Raw genomic sequence first — 21,044 nt, 5'->3', positions numbered from 1 at the left:
GCGGAAAGCCCCCGCGAGGAGAATGGCGAGTAGTTTAGGCAACTAACTGGGCGCACAAGTTATCTTCGAGCTCAAATTCTTGGTGAACCATGCCATCAATCCCTTGGAGAATAATACTGCGGGTGTCCAAACCGCGATCGTGAAGTTTCAACCACTGCTGGGCGGTGTTGCCTTCCCGCAGAATCTTTTTGAGCGGCGAGAGAAAGCAACTAAAGCCGCGTTTTTTAGCAAAAGGCCAGACTTCCTGGTAAATTTCCTCAATCCAATCTCGCGCCAAAATCTTTCGGCCATCTTGCCAGTGCGTTAGTTCGGCATCCAAACTGTGCCGGGATGCAGAAATTTCGTTGGCGTCGGTGAGGGCAACTAAGTCTTGGTTGCGGGTGGCTGCGGGCAGGGTACTGAGTTCTAAAGGGTCTAAGCTGGGGTCTTCCATCATCTGCCAAATGCGAGCTTCTAGCAAGGCAGTGATGGCCAACAAAGCCAGAGGATTGACTTCGAGATCGCAAATTCTCAGTTCTAGGCGGTTGAGACAGTAGGGGCGACGATCGCCGTTGGGGCGCACGGCAGACCACAAATGGCGCACATTTTGCATGGTGCCGAGTTCTAGCTGTTCTTCAGTCCACTGGATGTAATGTCTGTGACTTTCAAACAGGGGCACGACGGCGGGAGTTTTGGGAAACAAGCCCCAGCGAGTCGAATGATAGCCGGTGGCTTTGCCGTCAAGGAACGGGGAAGAGGCGCTCAATGCCAGGTAAAGCGGTGCTTCGACGCGGGCGAGGCGGATGGCGCGCATCAGCATTTCTGGTTGGGAAATGCCGATGTTGATGTGAATGCTGGCGGTGACGACTTTGGTGCCGTAGGTTTGCTCGATGTAGGTGTGGTAGGGGTTGTTGGGATCCGATCGGTAAAATCGATCGCTCCCCCCGAGAGACAGGGTACTTCCCGGCAGCAAGGTATAGTCGCCCAATTGTTTGAGATACTCGCGCAGCCGGACTCGCGGCTTGACTAAGGCGCACAGCAGGCGATCGTAGCTGCACAGCGGGGCGGTCGTGTACTCCACATTGCGGCTATCAGGCTCCCGCACAAATCCCTCTAGATCGGCGACTATGCGATCGGAGAGACCGACAACCTCACCTTCGGGCGTGCCGGTATACATTTCTACTTCAAAGCCTTTTGATAGCAGCACGTTTGTTCCTCAGCTAAGTTGAGTGCTAGTTTCTAGTATCCCAAAAATTGAGCTGTTCGTACTATCTGCCACAAGGCAGAGTTGAAATTTTTCGATCCAGGGCACTGAAACCGGATTTTTGGGCGCCAGCTTGTTTGAGCGTTTGCGTGTTAGTTGCGGCTGAAGCGGCGGCTTATGCACCGCACCGCAAAGAGTTTCCGAGGCGGTTTTTGAGTCCCAAAGGCTGTTTGTGCGATCGCGTTTGCGTGTTTGATTCGGGATTCGCGGCGCGATCGTACTTATGGTGAAAAGAACCCACCCTTGCCCCAGACAGCAGTGAGAAAGAACTGTTTTCATCTTTCTCCCCCTGTGGCTTCATCCTTATTTTTACCCGAAAGGCTTCGCCGAAGAGATCCTTCTTCCTTCTATCCACTATACAATCCGTTGCCGAACTTCCTTCTATCCGTTACATCCGTTACGCAATCCGTTGCCGAACTTCCCTCTTCCTTCTCCCATCTATTTTCTGCCTTGAGGGGGATAGCCGCAGATATATCTTAGGTGCGATGCTCAAATAAGAAAAAGCCATATTTTTGAGCAATTATTAATCCCTGGAAACTCCTGTGAAAGAGCAAGAAAGAAACCCTCCCAATTTTTGGAATATGCTAAGCAATTTAGCCTTAGTCAGGTTTTTGCTTTTATTTGCTTCAGGTTGGGCTGGAGTGCAACTTTTAGCTTACTTTGAAACCGCCGTCGCAGTTTTCACAATTGCTGCACTCGTAGCTTTTTTGCTCAACTATCCAGTGCGAACTCTCCAGCGAGTGTTACCCAGAAGTTTAGCTGTCGCCTTAGTTGTCTTGCTCACCATTTTAGTTTTTGGCGGACTCACCGTCACCGTAGGCGTCACTCTTTTATCTCAAGGACAGCAATTAATTGACAGCATGACTGAATTTGTGAATGCTCTAGCGCCTCTGTCAGAGCGCCTCGAAGCATTCCTGCGAGCAAGAAACCTGCAAGTCAACCTGCGAGTTATTGAGGAACAACTGCGAAATCAAGCTTTAGCTGGAGTTGTTTCGAGTATTGCTTTTTTACAAGTATTTCTAACCAATCTATTGAATTTAATATTAATTATGGTGGTGGCTTCTTTCATGTTACTTGATGGAGAGAGGCTGTGGCTGTTAGTTCTCAAATTTATACCCCGACACCTGCACAGGCGTTTAAGTTTAACAATAGAGCGAAACTTTTTAGGATTTTTCCAGGCACAATTTCTGTTAATGTTATTTTTGACCACAGCAAGTTTTGTCGTTTTCGTGCTGCTAGGTGTGAGATTTCCTTTAATTTTAGCATTTATAATCGGATTGTTTGATTTAGTTCCGGGGATAGGAGCGACCCTGGGAATTAGCTTAGTTTGTTTTATTGTATTGTCTCAAAATGTGTGGCTAGCTTTAAAAGTATTAGCAGCTTGCATTGTTTTGCAGCAAATTCAAGACAACTTTATTCATCCGAGACTCATGCAAAATTCGCTTAACCTCAATCCGGTAGTCGTATTTTTTGCACTGTTAGTAGGCGCGAGAGCAGCAGGACTTTTAGGAATATTTCTGGCTATTCCGCTAGCGGGAGTGATAGTTAGCTAGTTTGAAATTGAAGAAATGCAAGCGGAAAGTTAATTGATACAGCCCTCCTATTTTATATCAAATCCGGCTTAAAAACCCGGTTTTAACCTGCCGGTTAGAAGCCCGATGCTTCAAAAACTCTCCAGGCCGCAACGCGCAACTAAAAGTAATATCAATTCCGTCAGCATCGGAATTATTCATCTCTCTCTTCTCTCCCTCTGCGTCCTCTGCGTTCTCTGCGGTTACATCATTCCGATACAATCGGAATTGATATAAAGAGAAAAAAAGCAACCTAGGGTGTACCGCTCCGCGCACACCTGACGGCCTAGAGTCAATTAATAAATTGCAAGTCAGTAGGAAATCTTGCTTCTTCTGGTTCGGGATCGTAAATGTAATCGCAGTCAAAGCGCATAGCTTGAGAGTGGCGGCTGATGGAAAATCCGCAGTGAGTCACCATTTCTGTAGTAAAAGTAGCCATGACTAACTCGATGAGTTTTCTGTAAGAAACGTTAGGCTGTTGAACGTAATAAGCGCGTCTGGCAAAAAAGATTCTCTCATCTTTGGGTACAATTATGGCATTAATTTTGTGTGCGTGTTGAATCGGCTTGATATAGCTTTCAATAAACTGCGACTGATTTTGTTGCAGTCTGGCTAATCTTTCGTGTTGCAACCAGCTCATTTGAAACACAATTTTAATAAATTCAAAACCCAAAATGTAGTTAAAAACATTATTGCGTTCTTCTGTACTCAAGACGAAGCGGAGCGCCGATTCTAAATATTGGTCAGTTTCCCGTCGGGCTTGTTGAGCTGAGTGGATATAAAATTGTTTGATGTAGCTTCTTAAATCAGATTCGTTTAATTCTTTTTTGACTCGGAATCTGATTAAATACTCTTTGACTCGGTGTAGAGTGTCTACATCTTCAAACATTTTTGAGACTAGGCCGTCGGCGGTGTAGTCATCTAAAAATTCTGCTTGCAACTCGGGAGTAGAGGCGCACAATATGTAGGAGAGGGACAAGACGTAGCGCCGCTGGTTCCAAGGCAAGCTTTCGGCCCACTCCTTAACTTCTACAGGGAGTTTTTCCAGCACGGTATCTGTGTGGGGGCGTTGAGAAAGGTCGGCATATTTATATTTTTGTTTAATCATTGCCTGAAACCTTGTATTAGTTAATTGAGCGGGTAATATATCCCAGGGAAGTACGGTAAAGTAGAGGCCGGCATTTACCACTTATATAATCTTTTTATATACCTCTAAGGATACAGCAGTTAGCGGGTAAAGGCGGTGATCTGTCTCACACTTTTGCGGACTTGCCATCACAACTATGAACTTTATATATCACATTTTGGGGCCGCAAGTGTCACAGGAAATAATTATTCACGTCACTGGGGTAACGGTGGGTTTGGTTGATGATGTAATCAGGGTAATTTATAACTTTTTGTTACTCAGGATTACTGAGGTCAATTATGAACTCGACTACAAGTATTTTTTCTAAAAATCGGTGTCAATACTTAAGTTTTCGCGATCGCCTCGTTCAACCAGTGCAACAGTGGCTCTTGGGCCATTGCAGTGGGCGATCGACAGATAGCTAGGTGGTTGTGCCAGCTTATACCAGCACGGTGTTCTTTTGAGAGAGATATCCAGTTATTCGGGCACCATTTTTTCCACATACCGCCGATGTGCAAGCTAAATCCTGTATATGAAGAATTAGTGGGGTTGCGTTTTCGCTCGCTCTCGTTTTTGGGCGGGGTCAGCCAAAAACGGATACTTGCTTTCCGACAGGAGTCGTGAGCCGCCCAAAATTTTAGACTCTAGTTCGGGTTCGGGTGATTCAATGCAGCAAGTAAATCTAAAATCTAAAATCTAAAATCTAAAATCGACTGATGTATGCGGGGAAGATGTAACGCCGTACTGCTGATTGAGGGGTCTCATACCGCGATCGCCCATTGAGATCAATTATTTATGGGGTGCGTCAACCTGCTAGTTGTGCGATCGCCCATTTAGGCCGCGATCGTTGATAATATCAGTGGATGCCTCTAGATAGGAGCGGGCATCCATCCGGGCGGTCAAGTCAAAAATAAGATCAAACGGTAACAGCAAAAACAATAACTATAAAAATAATTTAATAAGCTACTTTTGCTCATGGAAGTGAATATGTTTAACGCAACTGAACTGCTAATTAACGATTTTGTAAATCGGCTAATTGAAGGCTACCGCCACACCTACGGTGGCTTCAAATCTGACTATGGCGAAATTATTGCTTGGGTAGCCGATATGGCTTTGGAAAATATTGCTAATAGCGATGCTCTTTACCACAATGTGGAACACACTATTTTAGTGACATTGGTGGGACAAGAAATTCTGCGCGGGAAGCACATCCGCGAGGGCGGTGTTTCCTGCGAACATTGGCTGCATTTTCACATTGCTTTGCTGTGTCACGATATCGGGTATGTCAAGGGCGTTTGCCGCCAAGATAGAACAGATTTAGGAGTGTATGCGACGGGAATAGGTGACATGAAATTAACGCTACCTAGGGGGGCGACTGATGCGAGTTTGACCCCTTATCATGTCGATCGGGGAAAGATGTTTGTTGAGGAGCGCTTTGGGGGTCACAGACTGATTGATGCGGACTTGGTTAAGCAGAATATTGAGTTAACTCGTTTCCCGGTTCCTCGGGATGAAGACTATCAAGATACTGTGAATTATCCGGGTTTGGTGCGGGCGGCGGATTTAATCGGTCAGTTGAGCGATCCGCGATATTTGCAAAAGGTGACTGGGCTGTTTTATGAGTTTGAAGAGACTGGTCAAAATCAGATTTTGGGGTATCGCAATCCGGCGGATTTGCGGGAGGGGTATCCTAAGTTTTATTGGAATGTGGTTTATCGGTATGTCAAGGATGCGATCGGCTATTTGGAACTGACGCAGCAGGGGAAACAAATTGTTGCTAATTTAAGTGCAAATGTGTTTCGGGTGGAGCATTCTGAGGCGGGAGTTGAGGAGGTGGCTGCTGTTCGTTAGGGTTTAGTTTCTTTCCCAGGCGGGGCACCAGAAACCGGGTTTTTTAGTCAACTATCCCATCACAACTTTTAATCTCAGCAAAAAACCCGGTTTCTTTCCCAGGCGGGGCACCAGAAACCGGGTTTTTTAGTCAACTATCCCATCACAACTTTTAATCTCAGCAAAAAACCCGGTTTCTTTCCTAGGCGGGCGACGATAAATTCTTGATAAAATTCAGCAATCCTGTTGATATTGAAGCGCTAAATCTTCGATGAGTTCAACCATTGCGCGAACCATAGGCATTTTAGTGAGAATTTCGATCCAATACCACTGTCCGTTGGGATTGAGTTCGATAAAATAAAGCGTATCGTCAGCGTCGCGAATGATGTCGAATGCACCAAAATTTAAGCCTAACTCGTCAAGCATTTGATGGAGTTTGTTGAGGTAATCTATCGGCAGTCTATCTGGAACATGAACGAGTTTGTCTGGTTCGGTAACGCGCCAATCTAAGGTCACGTCTGCATCGTTGGTATGTTCGGCATCAATGCGGCAAACAAAATGATGCTTACCGATTAATGTAACGCGATATTCTGCTTTCTTTTGAATGCGTTTTTGAATGAAAACAGGTGCCAGTCGAATGCTCTCTCGAAATGCTTCAAGTGTTTCAACATCAATGGGACGAGTATAGCAAGCGTACTGCTTGTCATCATGTAGGAATCCCGAGTATCGCATCGGTTTGACAATGCACTTTCCCTGTTGTGTCACAAAGTTGCAAGCAGCGTCGTAGGAATTTGTGACGAGTGTGGGAGGGATAGTAATTCCCAGTTTTTGAGCAATGGGGATTTGGTTGATGCGATGGGATGGCAATCTAATCTTGTAGTAGTTATTAACCCACCTCGCTTTGGGATATAAGCCAGACAGAGAGTACATTAAAGATTCTGTTTCTTCTTGACAATACTTGATTGCCCAAGCATCATCAACTTCCGGAAATACTTGATAATTTTGTGGTTTTCGCCACCAAATCACGCCAATATCTTGAGCTTCTTTCAAGGAGTCTTCAAAAAACAAAAAACTTTGACTGGGATTGCCAGAAGCTTGCCACGAGTAAGCATATTTGCTTTTTTGAATAAAATTTTCGGAATTCAATCTAATTGCTCGAATATTTGATTTTTGCAATTCGTTGATAACGATATCTGCATGAATGTCTGTCTCGGAAGTCACGATTAAAAGGTCAGTCATAACTAAATTAATTGAAGTAATGTTGACAATGAAAGACCTGTCATGCAAAAATTCAGACAGGTCTTTCAAGAAAAGAAAGAGCGATCGAATTATTTGTTAGTAATTCAAAATTCTAGTCGTCCTCTTGCTGGTCGTCATCAGTAGGAGGTCTGAAAATAATATCTCCAGTGGAGCTACTGCGAGCACACCAGGAGCCACTCATGGAGGAGATGTTGGAAGTCTGGGTGGTGGGATCGTAGCTAGACTGCTCTTGGGAGATGCCGTACTTGGGCGAGATGCTCAGGTGCATCATCAAAGGATGCGCTTTTTTGTCAAGAGCGAGTTGGGTAGTCGTCATACATTAGTTTTTTTGAGTTATGGTTTTACATTTTTGTGAAACTGGTATCGCAATCAAACTAATTGAAATAATGTTGATAGTGAAAGACCTGTCATGCAAAAATTCATACAGGTCTTTCAAGAACATAAAGGGCGATCGAATTATTTCTTAGTAATTCAAAATTCTAGTCGTCCTCTTGCTGGTCGTCATCACTAGGTTCAAACTGAAAAATACTGGAGCCAGCACGAGTAGACCAGGAGCCACTCATGGAGGTGATGTTGGAGGTCTGGGTGCTGGGATCGTAGCTAGCTTGCTCTTGCGAGATGCTGTACTTGGGCAAGATGCTCAGGTGCATCATCAAAGGATTTGCTTTTTTGTCGAGAGCGAGTTGGGTAGTCGTCATAAGTTAGTTTCTTTGAGCGATCGTTTTACATTCACAATGCTACAGCTTGCCAATTAATTTGTATAGTCGAAAAAGGTCGGATAAAGTCGTATAATATAAAAAGTTTTGATAAAGCTTTAATCGTTTTTGTATTCAAGGCGAAAATAGTCGGATCTAGACGGTTTTAGTTCGATCGTTGCGCTCTGGTGGGGAAATCTGATGAACGTTAAGGAAGCACTGGCTTTTGCTGATGAAGTGGTCTTTGCGAAAACTGGCAAGCATTTAGATGATATGCAAGTTGGTGTGATTGAGGGCGTTTTGAAGCGGCAAAAGTACGGCGATATTGCTCAAACGCTGAATTGTACTGAGGGTTATGCTAAAGATGTGGGCTACGAGCTATGGCCGTTGTTCTCTGATTCTTTTGGAGAAGAGGTTAATAAGTTAAATTTGCGATCGGCACTGATTCGCAAGTCGATGATTAGCAATGTTACTGGCGGCGTCATTAGTGGGAATCATGTCGCTCGCGGTCATGTAATTGGCTCTTTAAATATCTGCACGTCACAGGAAGAGTCGCCTGAGTTTTTGCGGGGAAAGCAGCAGGCGAAAATTGAGGCGATCGATCGCTTGCAAGCAATAGGATTGAGCGACGAGCAAATCGCGCAATGTTTGGATCTGACGCTAGAAGAGATTCGACAAGTCGATTTGACCGAATAGAAGTAGTCATGTTAACAGTGCTTGTAGTGAGGACTTTAGTCCTCAGACTATGAGGACTAAAGTCCTCACTACAAACCAATTTTATGTGGTGCTGCATTGTTAGGGTATAAGTTATAATTTTAATTATTCAAGACATCTTGATGTTCAGCGATCGCCATATAGTAAAATATAGCTATACCCACAGCCGCCAGCAAATTTTAAAATGTTTTGATTGTCATTGCTCGATAGATTGAGTCGTCAAATCCCTAAAAGAGAGTGGAAACCAACAATGAGATTCATTAACCCCAAAACCGATTTTGCCTTCAAAAAAATCTTCGGCGGGAACGAAAGCAAACCAATCTTAATCAGCTTTCTCAATGCCATGATTTATGATGGCAATCCCACCATCACCGACTTAGAAATTATCGATCCGTATTTAGCATCGAGAGTCCCGTATCTCAAAGACTCTTACCTGGATGTCAAAGCCAGACTTGCAGGAGGCGCAACTGTAATTATCGAGATGCAAGTTTTAAATGTAGAATCTTTTGCGAAACGGGTGGTTTACAATACTGCGAAAACTTACTCGACACAACTGATTCGCGGTGAAGGTTATTTTAAGTTAAAACCTGTAATTGCTTTGACAATTACAGATTTTGAAATGTTTGACAATGACCGAGAAGTAATTTCTCACTTTTTGTTCAAGGAGAAAGAACGTTTATTTGAGTATCCAGATCCAGGGATGGAAATGATATTTATTGAATTGCCCAAATTCAACAAACAATTGGATCAGTTGGAAACTTTGACTGATAAGTGGGTTTATTTTATGAAAAATGCCCCCAGTTTGGAAGTGGTACCGTCAACAATGGAAAATGTCTCGGAAATACAACAAGCTTTTGCGATTGCTAATGAAACTAACTTGAATCCTGAAGAGTTGAAAGATTTAGAAGATCGCGAGAGGTATATTATGGATCAGCAGGGAATCTTGCGAAAGGGAATTGAAGAAGGACTCGCACAAGGACGAGAACAAGGGCGAGAAGAAGGGCGAGAAGAAGGCAGAGAAGAAGGACTCGCGCTAGGAATGAGAGAAAAGGCTCTGGAAATTGCTAGGCAACTTCTCAATGTTCTTGACAATCAAACTATTAGTCAAACTACTGGTTTGAGTGTGGAAGATGTCCAAAATTTGCGGGAGGAATAGAAAGGAAGGACTGAAGTCCTCACTACAAACCACAATCAAATTGGTTTGTAGTGAGGACTTCAGTCCTCTCTCATTGGATGAGGACTGAAGTCCTCACTACGAACCTATAGAGGAGTTCGCCATCTGTCTAAAGGAAGATTTTATTAAAGGAGTAAATTACGTATTATGCTGTAAAAGTCAGTCAGAGGGAAAAGCTATCTCCGACTCTCACTCCCCATAACTGACCAATCTTACAGTAAAAATAAATAAATCTCATGACACCAGTCACTCCCAATCAAACTTTCTCTCAATACGAAACTACCAAACCTGAAGAAAAAATTGAGTCTCTGGTAGAAGAAGTTAGGCCAGAAAGCGAACTCGATTTAGAATTCCTCTACACCAGAGACATTGAATTCCGACAAGAAACAATTTATTTCATTGTAGTCGATCGCTTTTACGACGGCGACTCCACAAACAACGAAGGCCCAAACCCTGAACTTTACGATCCTGAAGGCAAAAATTGGGGCAAATATTGGGGCGGCGACTTGCAGGGAGTTATCGACAAACTCGATTACTTAAAAGATATGGGTGTTACCGCATTATGGTTGACTCCGCTTTTTGAGCAAGTAGAGGCATTATTTGTCGAACAAGCTGCGATTCACGGCTACTGGACAAAAGATTTTAAGCGACTAAATCCCCGGTTTATTGCTAAAGGTGACAATCCTTCGATCAACCAAACACAAGAAACGAAAGATACTGTATTTGACAAATTGGTAGACGAGTTGCACCAGCGCAAAATGAAACTCGTGCTAGATATTGTCTGCAATCACAGCAACCCGGATTTTAGCGGCAAAAAAGGGGAACTCTACGATGATGGCGTGAAAATAGCTGACTTTAACGACGATAAAAATAACTGGTATCACCACTACGGGGAAGTTACAAACTGGGAAGATGAATGGCAAGTCCAAAACTGCGAACTGTCTGGTTTGGCGACTTTCAACGAAAATAATACTGAATACCGCCGTTACATTAAATCAGCAATTAAACAGTGGCTGGACAGAGGCGTTGATGCTTTGCGGGTTGATACTGTTAAGCATATGCCGATCTGGTTTTGGCAGGAATTTAATGCTGACATTTTAACGCACAGACCTGATGTTTTCATTTTTGGTGAATGGATTTACAGCGACCCGAGAAATGACCTTTCTGTCGAGTTTGCTAATGAGTCGGGGATGACTATTTTAGATTTTGGTCTGTGCGTGGCTGTTCGAGAAGCTTTGGGATTTTGTGCGGAGGCGGGATTTAAGTTAGTCCAAGATGTTCTGGATTTGGATAGCCGCTACTACGGGGCGACGGAGTTGATTACTTTTATTGACAATCACGATATGCCCAGGTTTCAGTCGTTGAATGCCGATCGACAAATGCTGCGGTTGGCGATATGTTTGATGATGACTACTCGCGGCATTCCTTGCCTTTATTACGGTACCGAACAGTACCTGCACGATGATACTGAAGGAGGAAATGACCCTTACAACCGCCCGATGATGGAAAAGTGGGATACTGATTCGCCGATTTACCGAGATGTGCGCTTGCTGTCTGGGTTGCGGCGGCTGAATCCTGCTATTTCGATGGGGAGTCAGTGGCAAAAATATCTAACTGCTGATGTTTATTGTTACGTGCGCCGCTATCGCGATTCTGTGGTGTTTGTGGCGATGAATCGGGGCGATTCTGTGACTGTTGAAGCGGTTGATACGGAGTTGCCGGATGGAGAGCATACGGAGGTTTTATCGCGCCGCAAGTTTGAAGTTAAAGACGGGATGCTGTATAATTTGGAGTTGGATGCGCGACAAGTAATGATTTTTAGCCGCGTGGGAGAGCGAGTTAAGGGGAAAACTATTGTGCGGGCGCAGCTTAACAGTGTGAAAAGTCAGCCTGGGGAAAGAATTGTGGTGGTTGGAGATTGTCCTGAGTTGGGGAATTGGGATATTAGTAAGGCTTACCCGCTGGAGTATATCAATACTAATACTTGGTTTGGGGAAATTCCTTTTAATGAAAGTGCGGGGAAGTTGATTTCTTACAAGTATGCGCTGCTGCGGGATGGAATGTCGCCGCTGCGAGAAAATTTGGTTTGTCGGCGCTGGGTTTTGGCTTCGGAAGGGACTGTGAAATGGCGGGATAAGTGGGCGAGCGGACGGGAGTCTTAGTTGGGATTTTTGATTTTTGTGTGAGACGGTTAAACAATTTTAGTTAAACAATTGTAGGGTGCGCATTGCGCACCTTACGGATGATTTGTGTGTCAGATTTATGGTGGGGATTGCGTACTCGGAGGATGTGATTTATGGTGCGCACTGCCCACCAGACGGCAATAGGCTTGGGAGAAAAAGACCGGATGGTTGAAACCGCTGTCCGATCTTGGGCTGGGAAACCGGGTTTTAAGGACAGCAGGGCGCCAATCCTGTAGGAATTAAAAACAGCGATAAGGGTCGATCGCTCGATTCCAAGGACTTAAGCTTTTATGCTGTGTTAGTTGAAGCATTTATGTTTAACCTGATGTATATTTCTCCAGAGCAAGACCAAAAAATTCGCTACATCATCCGAGAGTGCGGTCAAGAAGCCCACAAGCTTGCAGCGGAACCTTTTGAAGTTTCCGAGAAAGGCCCGGACGACTACGTGACGAGTATCGATCGCTACTTAGACCGACAACTATCAGCAGCATTTAGCGCTTTGTTTCCTGAAGATGGCAGGATCACGGAGGAAAACACGTCGTCTAGAGCAGCTTACCAGGCAAATTACCAGCGCCTCTGGTGCATCGATCCCCTCGACGGGACGGAGGGATTTATTCAGGGAAAACAGCACTACGCTGTGATGGTGGGGCTGCTGGTGGACGGGGAGCCGGTGGCCGGCTGGATCTACGCTCCGGCTTTTGACCAAATGTATTTTGGCGGCAAAGATTGGGGATTGTTCCAAACTGTGGGAACCTCTTCGCCGCAGCCGATCGCTATGAGCAAACCCTCCGCTCCGACACCGTTGAATTGTAAAATTATTCTCGGCGACAGAGACCAGAAAAACTATGCCGGGGCGATCGCCCAAAGCATCCCGGGAGCCGAATTTTACTCGCTGGGAAGCTTTGGCTTAAAAGTTATGGAAATCATACAAGGCCGAGCCGGTTTGTACCTGTATTTCAACGGTAGAGTTAAAGTGTGGGATACCGCCGGCCCTCTGGCCCTAGCAAAGGCCGCCGGATTGGTTTGTTGCGACTTGCAAGGTCAACCGCTGAGGTGGACGCCAGATGCGATCGAGCCGGAGTCTTTGGCCCACACGCAGTCGATCGCGATCGGCTGGCCGGATTACATAGAAGCTCTGTTGGGCAAAGTTCAACAGGCAGTGGGACGCTTGTAAACCCGTTTAAGATTAAAGAATCTGCCAATTTTAGGTGAAGCGCGCCCCTGTACCCTTATCATCAATTACAGGAGCTATAAGAAGTAAGTTTCCCCTGTGTCTGAGATGTCCGTCTCGTTCGCTTTGTGTCAATCTTATGTAGCAGCAACAGATTGTTTGTTTTCTCAAACATCGATCGTTCCCTAGCTGTTGGGTGTCGCCTAATCTAATTTCCCACCTCCGCGAGTTTGCATGAAGACAGAAGCTTTCAGTGAGCTGTTCCCTCTATTTAAGGGTGCTAACCCAGAAACCTTGGGAGGGCTGCTATCAAATGCCGTTAAGCATGAGTATCCCCCAGGCCGAGCTGTGCTGATGGAGGATTCTTGGGGTAACGCGATTTATTTTGTTGTGTCCGGCTGGGTCAAAGTCCGGCACCTGTCAAACGATCGAGCTGTATCAATGGCTATTTTAGGACGGGGAGCTTTCTTCGGCGAAATGGCCATTCTTGATGAATCTCCCCGATCGAATGACGTACTTGCTCTATCGCCCGTGCGGCTGATCAGCGTTACGGCTCAGCGATTTATCCAAACCCTGTTTAAAGATCCGCAATTGCACCACCGGATGCTCCAACTGATGGTGCGGCGGCTGCGCCAAACCAATCTCCGCTCTCAACTGCAGAACCGCCAGCCAGCGGTTAAACTAGCAAATACTTTAGTCGAGCTGGGAGAAAACTACGGTCAGAAAACTGCTGAGGGCAGAGATATCTTCAATATCCCTTATGAAGATTTAGCTGACGTGACAGGTATCGCCCTAGATGAAACCAGCAAAATTATGGAAAAACTAGATAGTAAAGGCTGGATCAAAATCGATCCAGAGCACCAAACTATCCATTTGATCAACCTCAAGCACTTGATGAATTTGGCAAGTCAATGACCGATGTCACTTATGAGGATACCTCGCCCGCGAACGGCGGCGCGATCGGACAACTAACAGCACCGACCATTCACTATTCGGTGGCGATGCCCAATCCTGAATCCCACCTGTTTGAAGTGACTTTGCGCGTGCAAGGTTGGTCGGAGCCGGTGCTGGATTTAAAAATGCCTGTTTGGACTCCCGGTTCTTACTTGGTTCGAGAGTACGCCCGCCACTTGCAAGATTTTAGCTCGCGATCGGGCGATCGAGCTTTATCTTGGCGCAAGATTAGCAAAAATCACTGGCAAATCGACACAAATTCAGTGTCAGATGTCACGGTTTTTTACCGGATTTTTGCCAACGAACTGACAGTGCGAACCAATCATTTAGACTCGACTCACGGTTATTTTAATCCAGCAGCTCTGTGCTTTTTCTTGCCCGGTTTTGAGCGCAACTGCTATAGGGTGACAGTGGTGCCACCGCAGCCCCAATGGCGCACCGTGACTACTTTGCCACCTGTTTCCGGCGATAATCTTACTTTCGCTGCTGCGGATTTTGACACCCTTGTCGATAGTCCTTTTGAGATTGGCTCTCACGAGTCCTACGATTTTGAAGTGATGGGAAAACTCCATCAGCTTGTAGTTTGGGGACAAGGCAATTTAGAACCAGAACGGGCAATTAAAGATATCAAGAAAGTCATTGAGGTTGAAGCAGAAATGTTCGGCGGTTTGCCTTACGACCGCTATGTATTTTTGCTGCATTTGTCTGGCTCTGGTTTTGGCGGTTTGGAACACAAGGATAGTTGTACTCTTAACTATTCGCGTTTTGGTTTTCGGGCCAAGGAAAAGTACGAACGGTTCATTCAATTGGTGGCTCACGAATTTTTTCACCTCTGGAATGTCAAGCGCATTCGACCGAAAGCTCTTGAAGTATTTGACTACGAACAAGAGAATTATACTCCTTCTTTATGGTTCTCTGAAGGCACGACCAGTTATTACGATTTGCTAATTCCTTTTCGAGCCGGTATCTACGGCGTCAAAGGTTATTTCCAAAATCTTGCCAAAGAAATCACTCGCTTGCAGACGACTCCGGGGCGGAACGTGCAGCCGGCTAGCGAGTCGAGTTGGGATGCTTGGATTAAACTTTATCGCAGAGATGCTAATAGCGACAATTCGCAGATTTCCTATTATTTGAAAGGGGAACTTGTTTCGTTTTTGCTCGATTTGTTGATTCGAGCTAAACACGGCAACGCCCGATCGCTCGACGATGTGATGCGTTTGATGTGGCGGCAGTTTGGCGGTTGTTCTGCTGAAAATGAAGATTTTGACCAGAAGTCGGGAACAGAGGCCAAGCAGGCGCATCTGACATCAAATGGCAAGTTAAATGCTCGATCGCTCCGGGCAGAAATAGGCTTTACTCCCGAAGAGTTGCAAAGTGCGATCGAGTCTGTAGCTGACATGGACTTGAGCGACTTTTTTGCGCGCTATGTAGACGGTACAGAAGAGTTGCCTTACAACCAATATCTGGAACCTTTCGGGCTGCAAATTTTGGTAGATGAAACTGACCAAACGCCTCGGATTGGTTGGATGCTGGGGGCGGAAAACGGGCGGCAAACGGTTAAATTTGTGGAAGCAGGATCTCCCGCACAATTGGCCGGAATTGACGCTGGGGACGAGTTGCTGGCGATCGCAGGTTTTCGAGTAAATGCCGAACAAGCTGCCGAGAGGCTCAAAGACTATCAGCCTGGGGACACGGTAGAGGTGACAGTGTTTCACCAAGACGAACTGCGGACTTGTTCTGTTACTCTCGCCCCCGCGCGCCCGGGCCGTTATTCGATCGTACCAGTCGATCGGCCGAGCACTATTCAGAAACAAAACTTTACTGGATGGCTGGGTGTTCCCCTCTCGAATTTGTGAGATAAATAAAGGGAAAGGGAAAGGAGAACGGGGAACACAAAAAAGAATCACACTCAATTACCAATTCCCCATTCCCAAAGCCGTGTCAACACTCACCTAAAACCCAGAGAAATCTCGCTTGTAGCGCCGTCTCGATCCCCCTCGCATCCCCCGAAAGCAAGGGGGACTTTGAGATATTCCGGTTCCCCCCTTTTTAAGGGGGGCTAGGGGGGATCGAAGCCTTAATCGTCAAACAGCAGACTGGTACTGCATAAGATATTCAGTTGACACTAATTCCCCATTCCCCATTACCAATTTTCAATTCCCAATTAGCAATTACCAATTTTAAATTATGCAAACCCCACCTCCTCCATCAATTACGCCCCGCCAGATGAACCTGCTGAGAATCGTTTCCTCTATGGCCTGGGCTGATGGCGAACTCGCGATAGAAGAAGTTAATTTAATGCTCGATCGCTTTTGCAGTTTGTTTGCTACAGATGACGACGCACAACAAATGCAACAGGAACTGCGGGATTACATCATGCAAAATATACCCCTTGATGAGTTGATCCACCAACTAGAAACTCAAGAGGAAAAAGAATTAGTCTTGCAACTCGGCTATGAAGTGATTGCATCTAGTTCTCGAACTCCCGACGAACCAAACATTAACTCTGATGAAGCCGCAGCTTATCAAAAATTAGTGCAGTTGCTGAATCTTCCAGAAGATGCAGTCAAGCGTATAGAAGGAGAAGCATCGGCGACACATACTTCGGAGGGAATTATAGAGAAGATAGCTCACAAATTAGAACAGTTCATCAAACGCTAGTTTGGGACTGGCGCGCGGCTGATTCCTGGTTGATTCCTGTATTTCTCGTTACTAAACCTGAAATTTTTAAGAGAAACCGGGAATAATATAGCCTTTCAAGCTCTCATATTCGCGGACGACAGGGCATAGGCCTGCGCCGGGCATAGGGCATAGGGACATAGGCCTCCGTGGTCTCCGCGGGCATACCTCACTTTTTTGAGAACCGCTATACCAATTTAATGTGAAGTTGCACATACATATCTAGATCCCCCTCGCATCTCCCTGATTGTTGGGGGACGAAAGAGAAGAATCTTGTCCCCCCCCCTTATACCAAATCCGGGTTTACTACCCTCTTTATTTATAATCTGTAGGGTGCGTCGCCACTCAAGGGTTCTGGCTCTAGACAACGATTTAGTAGCGACGCACCCTACCATCTACTCCAATCCTCTTCCTTCTTCGTCGAGGTCAACTGCTGTCAACTGTCACAGGTCAACTGTCAATTGAATGAAGGAGGGTTGTTGATTCTCCCGGAGGTGTAAGGTGCGTCTTTACTCGAAAAGTCTATTAAATTGAGGGATTGAAAGAGAGACACACACCTACAAAGACAGTTGCATTATTTTACAAAAATGGTATTATTATCTTCAGGTAAAGATAGACATGATGATTCTACATCGCATCCTAAAATAAGTGATTAATGACCAACGACCACAGACCAATGACTAATGACTAATAACTCTTTAAAATTATTGTTCCTATCAACTTCTGTCGGTCAACTCGGTTCGGGGTTGGGCGGCGGAGTCGAACTTACAGTGCTCAACACTGCTAAAGAATTGCAGCGTCGAGGGCATAAAATCACAGTTGTAGCACCGACAGGTTCAGTCTTAGAGTCAATTCCAGTCATCGAAATTGCGGGGGATTTGCAAGTAACTGCCCTATCACAAGATTACCACGATCCGATTGTGATGCCTGCCGATTCTGTGCTGGCGAATATGTGGGAATACGCTCGCCAAGTTCAGGATGATTGGGATCTGATTGTTAATTTTGCCTACGATTGGCTGCCGTTTTATTTGACGCCATTTTTTAGGACTCCGATCGCACATTTTATCAGTATGGGTTCCCTTTCCCAATCCTTCGATCGCATCGCCGGACAAATCGCCACTAAATTTCCCGGTACGCTGGGAGTTTGCACCCTTACTCAAGCCCAAACCTTTGCCTTTGCTAGCGAGTGTGAGTTGGTGGGAAGTGGCGGCATCGATTTATCGCTGTACGAATTTTGCAGCCAACCGGAACCAAAATTAGCTTGGCTAGGCCGCATCGCCCCGGAAAAAGGCTTAGAAGATGCTGTGGCGGCAGCAAAAATTACAGGCATTCCCCTGAAAATTATGGGCAAAATGCAGGATGAGGATTATTGGCAAAAAATTTGTGCAGATTACCCGGATGCTCCGGTAGAATATTTAGGGTTTCTGACCACAACCAAAATGCAAGAGCAAGTCCGCAAGTGCCGAGCATTGTTGATGACGCCGCGCTGCGTGGAAGCTTTCGGAAATGTGGCGATCGAGGCTTTAGCGTGCGGTGTACCTGTGATTGCCTACGAACGCGGGGGGCCTGCGGAAATTGTTCGAGACGGGCACACGGGCTTTTTAGTTGAGCCTGACAGTGTAAATGGGCTGGTAAGTGCGATCGGGCGTTTAGACGAAATTGACCGCAGCGCTTGCCGGCGACAAGCAGAGGTAGAATACAATTTAGGAGCTGCGGGCGATCTTTTTGAACGCTGGTTCAAATCTATTCTAAAATTGAGTTAAATAAACTCTTAATTAACCCCAACAAAAGACCACAAAAAAAACTATGGCAACTGAACGTTTAGTGCTTTTATCGAGCAGAGAAATCGAAAAAATGCGTCAAGCCGGCCGCTTAGCAGCTCAGCTTCTTCTGCATCTTGAACCAATGATTAAACCGGGTGTCAGCACTCTGGCAATTAACGACGAAGCGGAACGCTGGACTTTAGCCCGCGGCGCAAAAAGTGCTCCGCTAGGTTATAAAGGATTTCCGAAATCTCTGTGCGCTAGTGTCAATGAAGTTGTCTGTCACGGAATTCCGAATGCGAAACAAATTCTCAGAAAAGGTGACATTGTGAACATTGATGTAACGCCTTTAGTTGATGGCTATCACGGCGATACTTCTAAAACTTTTTTTGTTGGGGAACCTTCACCTGTAGCTAAAAGGTTAGTTGAAGTAACTGAGGAATGTCTCAGAAGAGGAATTGCGGAAGTCAAGCCCGGTGCTCGCACTGGTGACATCGGTGCGGCAATTCAAGAATATGCTGAAGCCCAGGGTTTTTCGGTAGTGCGAAATTTTGCGGGACACGGCGTGCACCGCGTTTTTCATACGGAACCGGAAATTTTGCATTACGGTAAGCGGGGGACGGGAAAGAAGCTCAGACAAGGCATGGTTTTTACGATCGAGCCGATGATTAATGAGGGTACTTGGGATGTGGAAATTTTGGCAGACGGTTGGACTGCGATCACTAAGGATGGTAAGCTTTCGGCTCAGTTTGAACACACTCTGGCTGTGACTGATTCTGGGGTGGAAATTCTGACTTTACCTTAAAGTATTTCGTAATTAGTATTCGTAGTATTCCTAGGGTGCGTCGCCACGAAAAATATCTAAATTCAATCGACAATCTCATGGCGACGCACCTTGCACAGTTAAGGAAATAAACTCAATAATTATTGTATACTAATAGTTTTTATAAATGGTATCACATCAAATCTCAGAAGCCCCAAAAAATGCCTTATTCATCGCAGAATTCCCCAAAACTGCTTGCTAATCAGAGTTTGTAGGTTGGGTGGGGGCGAGTTTATAATACTCTGGATGTGAATTACGGATTGTTGGTGAACTCGCCCCTACAGTATTGCTTCAAATTAATGAAAATTGATAGGACACGATTTTGAGGAAGTTTGGCTAAAGAGAAGTGTTGGATTTTTTGGTCTGGTGCGTCGCTATGAGATTGTTGGTATTTAGTTAGGGATTTTTGATGTATCCACACGCTACAACTAATATGTCATTGTTCCGCGAAACAATCGCAGAGACTGGTGCGTCGCTATGAGATTGTTGATTTTTAGTTAGGGATTTTCTGTGGCGACACACCCTACAACTATTGTTACTTCTTCCTTCGATAATGACTAATATGAAATGGCTGCAACCGGGAGATTTGCTGCGGGTAATTGCACCTAGCGGCGCGCTGCGAGAATTGACTAATTTTGAACGCGGTTTGGCAATTTGGAAATCCCGCGGCTATCGAGTTGAATTAACACCGGGTTTTGCCGATCGCGCTGGCTACTTGGCCGGTTCCGACGAAAACCGCGTCCGACAGCTCGCAGATGCCCTCAGTGACCCGGATTGTCGCGGGATTCTGTGCGTTCGAGGCGGTTTCGGCAGCACTCGACTTTTGGAAAAAGGCAAGGTGGGAAATGGGGCTAATTCCGGTTTTCCGACTCCCGATTCCCATGCGCCGAAATGGTTGATCGGCTTTTCCGACATTACGGCTTTGCTGTGGAATGACGCTAAATTGGGGATTTGGGGCGTTCACGGGCCCCTGCTGACAACTTTGGCGGCTGAACCGGGTTGGTCTGTCGATCGACTTTTTGACTGCGTAGAAGGCCGCCCGTTACAATCTTTGCAAGGTAAGGGCTGGGCTGGTGGACAAGCCACAGGGCGGTTGTTTCCGGCGAATCTGACGGTGGCTACTCATTTGCTCTCCACCCCTTATCAACCGGATTTAACTGGTGCTATTCTCGCATTTGAGGATGTTTCGGAGGCTCCTTACAGGGTCGATCGAATGTTAACTCAATGGCGGATGGCGGGGGCTTTTGCGGGGGTGCGGGGGATTGCTTTGGGGCGCTTCAGCCGCTGCGAGGTTGGCCCGGATATTCCTAGTTTTACTATAGAAGAGGTTTTGCGCGATCGGCTCTTTGACTTGAATATTCCCATTGTCTCAGATTTGCCCTTCGGCCACGAGGGGGTTAACGCTGCTTTACCGATGGGAATTGAGGCGAGTCTCGATGCTGAATCGGGATTGCTGATTTGTGGGGATACATCGTCAAAAGTTGGTTCGTAGTAAGGACTTCAGTCCTTTCTTGCTGGGTTTGTAGTGAGGACTTCAGTCCTTTCTTACTCAACAGGCTACGAAGGACTAAAGTCCTCACTACGAACCCATTTTGTAGTCGGGATTTCAGTCCTTTCTTGCTGGGTTTGTAGTGAGGACTTCAGTCCTTTCTTACTCAACAGGCTATGAAGGACTAAAGTCCTCACTACGAACCTATTTTGTAGTGAGGACTTCAGTCCTTTCTTACTCAACAGGCTATGAAGGACTAAAGTCCTCACTACGAACGAAGGACTAAAGTCCTCACTACGAACCTATTTTGTAGTCAGGATTTCAGTCCTTTGTTGCTCAACAGGCTATGAAGGACTAAAGTCCTCACTA

General features: G+C 45.8%; 21 protein-coding genes. 13 read left to right on the top strand and 8 right to left on the bottom strand.

Features of this window, described 5'->3' with window-relative positions:
- Positions 1 to 34: 34 nt before the first annotated feature.
- Together gshA and JGK39_RS07740 are read right to left on the bottom strand one after the other, a co-directional pair.
- Positions 35 to 1,186, bottom strand: coding sequence for a glutamate--cysteine ligase (gene gshA / locus JGK39_RS07745; RefSeq protein ID WP_293295989.1), 1,152 nt, complete (start codon positions 1,184 to 1,186; stop codon positions 35 to 37).
- 172 nt (positions 1,187 to 1,358) lie between these two features.
- Positions 1,359 to 1,544: a hypothetical protein gene (locus JGK39_RS07740; RefSeq protein WP_293256929.1), complete on the bottom strand. Its 186-nt coding sequence runs from the start codon at positions 1,542 to 1,544 to the stop codon at positions 1,359 to 1,361.
- 241 nt (positions 1,545 to 1,785) lie between these two features.
- Here JGK39_RS07740 and JGK39_RS07735 point away from each other — a divergent pair, with 241 nt between their 5' ends.
- Positions 1,786 to 2,796 (top strand): AI-2E family transporter, encoded by a 1,011-nt coding sequence (locus JGK39_RS07735; RefSeq protein ID WP_293256932.1) that lies wholly within the window; start codon positions 1,786 to 1,788, stop codon positions 2,794 to 2,796.
- A gap of 57 nt (positions 2,797 to 2,853) precedes the next feature.
- Here JGK39_RS07735 and JGK39_RS07730 read toward each other — a convergent pair whose 3' ends face one another.
- The 3 genes from JGK39_RS07730 to JGK39_RS07720 form a co-directional block, all read right to left on the bottom strand.
- Complete coding sequence (locus JGK39_RS07730; protein ID WP_293256935.1) at positions 2,854 to 2,976, bottom strand: hypothetical protein; 123 nt, start codon at positions 2,974 to 2,976, stop codon at positions 2,854 to 2,856.
- Between the two features lie 130 nt (positions 2,977 to 3,106).
- Complete coding sequence (locus tag JGK39_RS07725; protein WP_293256938.1) at positions 3,107 to 3,922, bottom strand: cobyrinic acid a,c-diamide synthase; 816 nt, start codon at positions 3,920 to 3,922, stop codon at positions 3,107 to 3,109.
- 362 nt (positions 3,923 to 4,284) lie between these two features.
- Complete coding sequence (locus JGK39_RS07720; RefSeq protein ID WP_293257031.1) at positions 4,285 to 4,443, bottom strand: hypothetical protein; 159 nt, start codon at positions 4,441 to 4,443, stop codon at positions 4,285 to 4,287.
- On the opposite strand from JGK39_RS07720, the gene JGK39_RS07715 reads away from it, so the two are divergent.
- Positions 4,370 to 4,564 carry a Mo-dependent nitrogenase C-terminal domain-containing protein gene (locus JGK39_RS07715; RefSeq protein WP_293257028.1) on the top strand — a complete coding sequence of 65 codons (195 nt, stop codon included), beginning with the start codon at positions 4,370 to 4,372 and terminating at the stop codon, positions 4,562 to 4,564. The genes JGK39_RS07720 and JGK39_RS07715 overlap by 74 nt on opposite strands.
- 363 nt (positions 4,565 to 4,927) lie before the next feature.
- Entirely contained in the window at positions 4,928 to 5,791 is an 864-nt protein-coding gene (locus JGK39_RS07710) for an Npun_R2479 family HD domain-containing metalloprotein (RefSeq protein WP_293256944.1), read from the top strand.
- Between the two features lie 213 nt (positions 5,792 to 6,004).
- On the opposite strand, the gene JGK39_RS07705 is transcribed toward JGK39_RS07710, so the two are convergent.
- From JGK39_RS07705 to JGK39_RS07695, 3 genes are all read right to left on the bottom strand, one after another.
- Positions 6,005 to 7,009: an MvdC/MvdD family ATP grasp protein gene (locus tag JGK39_RS07705; protein WP_293256947.1), complete on the bottom strand. Its 1,005-nt coding sequence runs from the start codon at positions 7,007 to 7,009 to the stop codon at positions 6,005 to 6,007.
- 112 nt (positions 7,010 to 7,121) lie between these two features.
- On the bottom strand, positions 7,122 to 7,346 hold the full coding sequence (locus JGK39_RS07700) for a hypothetical protein (RefSeq protein ID WP_293256950.1): 225 nt from the start codon (positions 7,344 to 7,346) through the stop codon (positions 7,122 to 7,124).
- Positions 7,347 to 7,509: 163 nt separating this feature from the next.
- The gene (locus tag JGK39_RS07695; RefSeq protein WP_293256953.1) at positions 7,510 to 7,728 is read right to left on the bottom strand and encodes a hypothetical protein; all 219 of its coding nucleotides are present in this window, start codon (positions 7,726 to 7,728) and stop codon (positions 7,510 to 7,512) included.
- Between the two features lie 198 nt (positions 7,729 to 7,926).
- On the opposite strand from JGK39_RS07695, the gene JGK39_RS07690 reads away from it, so the two are divergent.
- From JGK39_RS07690 to JGK39_RS07645, 10 genes are all read left to right on the top strand, one after another.
- Complete coding sequence (locus tag JGK39_RS07690) at positions 7,927 to 8,421, top strand: hypothetical protein (protein WP_293256956.1); 495 nt, start codon at positions 7,927 to 7,929, stop codon at positions 8,419 to 8,421.
- A gap of 268 nt (positions 8,422 to 8,689) precedes the next feature.
- On the top strand, positions 8,690 to 9,595 hold the full coding sequence (locus JGK39_RS07685; RefSeq protein WP_293256959.1) for an Rpn family recombination-promoting nuclease/putative transposase: 906 nt from the start codon (positions 8,690 to 8,692) through the stop codon (positions 9,593 to 9,595).
- 254 nt (positions 9,596 to 9,849) lie between these two features.
- Entirely contained in the window at positions 9,850 to 11,775 is a 1,926-nt protein-coding gene (locus JGK39_RS07680) for an alpha-amylase family glycosyl hydrolase (RefSeq protein ID WP_293295986.1), read from the top strand.
- Positions 11,776 to 12,109: 334 nt separating this feature from the next.
- Positions 12,110 to 12,970, top strand: coding sequence for an inositol monophosphatase family protein (locus JGK39_RS07675; protein ID WP_293256965.1), 861 nt, complete (start codon positions 12,110 to 12,112; stop codon positions 12,968 to 12,970).
- A gap of 231 nt (positions 12,971 to 13,201) precedes the next feature.
- The gene (locus JGK39_RS07670) at positions 13,202 to 13,882 is read left to right on the top strand and encodes a Crp/Fnr family transcriptional regulator (RefSeq protein WP_293205121.1); all 681 of its coding nucleotides are present in this window, start codon (positions 13,202 to 13,204) and stop codon (positions 13,880 to 13,882) included.
- Positions 13,879 to 15,777, top strand: a complete 1,899-nt coding sequence (locus JGK39_RS07665; RefSeq protein ID WP_293256968.1) for a M61 family metallopeptidase — start codon at positions 13,879 to 13,881, stop codon at positions 15,775 to 15,777. The genes JGK39_RS07670 and JGK39_RS07665 overlap by 4 nt, the downstream gene beginning before the upstream one ends.
- Before the next feature lie 331 nt (positions 15,778 to 16,108).
- Positions 16,109 to 16,582 (top strand): TerB family tellurite resistance protein, encoded by a 474-nt coding sequence (locus JGK39_RS07660; protein ID WP_293256971.1) that lies wholly within the window; start codon positions 16,109 to 16,111, stop codon positions 16,580 to 16,582.
- A gap of 701 nt (positions 16,583 to 17,283) precedes the next feature.
- Positions 17,284 to 18,363 carry a glycosyltransferase family 4 protein gene (locus tag JGK39_RS07655; protein ID WP_293256974.1) on the top strand — a complete coding sequence of 360 codons (1,080 nt, stop codon included), beginning with the start codon at positions 17,284 to 17,286 and terminating at the stop codon, positions 18,361 to 18,363.
- Between the two features lie 43 nt (positions 18,364 to 18,406).
- The gene (map, locus tag JGK39_RS07650; protein WP_293256977.1) at positions 18,407 to 19,168 is read left to right on the top strand and encodes a type I methionyl aminopeptidase; all 762 of its coding nucleotides are present in this window, start codon (positions 18,407 to 18,409) and stop codon (positions 19,166 to 19,168) included.
- 571 nt (positions 19,169 to 19,739) lie between these two features.
- Positions 19,740 to 20,678 carry an LD-carboxypeptidase gene (locus tag JGK39_RS07645; protein ID WP_293256980.1) on the top strand — a complete coding sequence of 313 codons (939 nt, stop codon included), beginning with the start codon at positions 19,740 to 19,742 and terminating at the stop codon, positions 20,676 to 20,678.
- Positions 20,679 to 21,044: the final 366 nt, after the last annotated feature.

It is taken from the genome of Microcoleus sp. PH2017_12_PCY_D_A (assembly GCF_020738565.1).
GTDB lineage: Bacteria > Cyanobacteriota > Cyanobacteriia > Cyanobacteriales > Microcoleaceae > Microcoleus.
The sequence above is the reverse complement of the archived record's forward strand: the minus strand, read 5'-3'. Positions and strand labels throughout refer to the sequence as shown.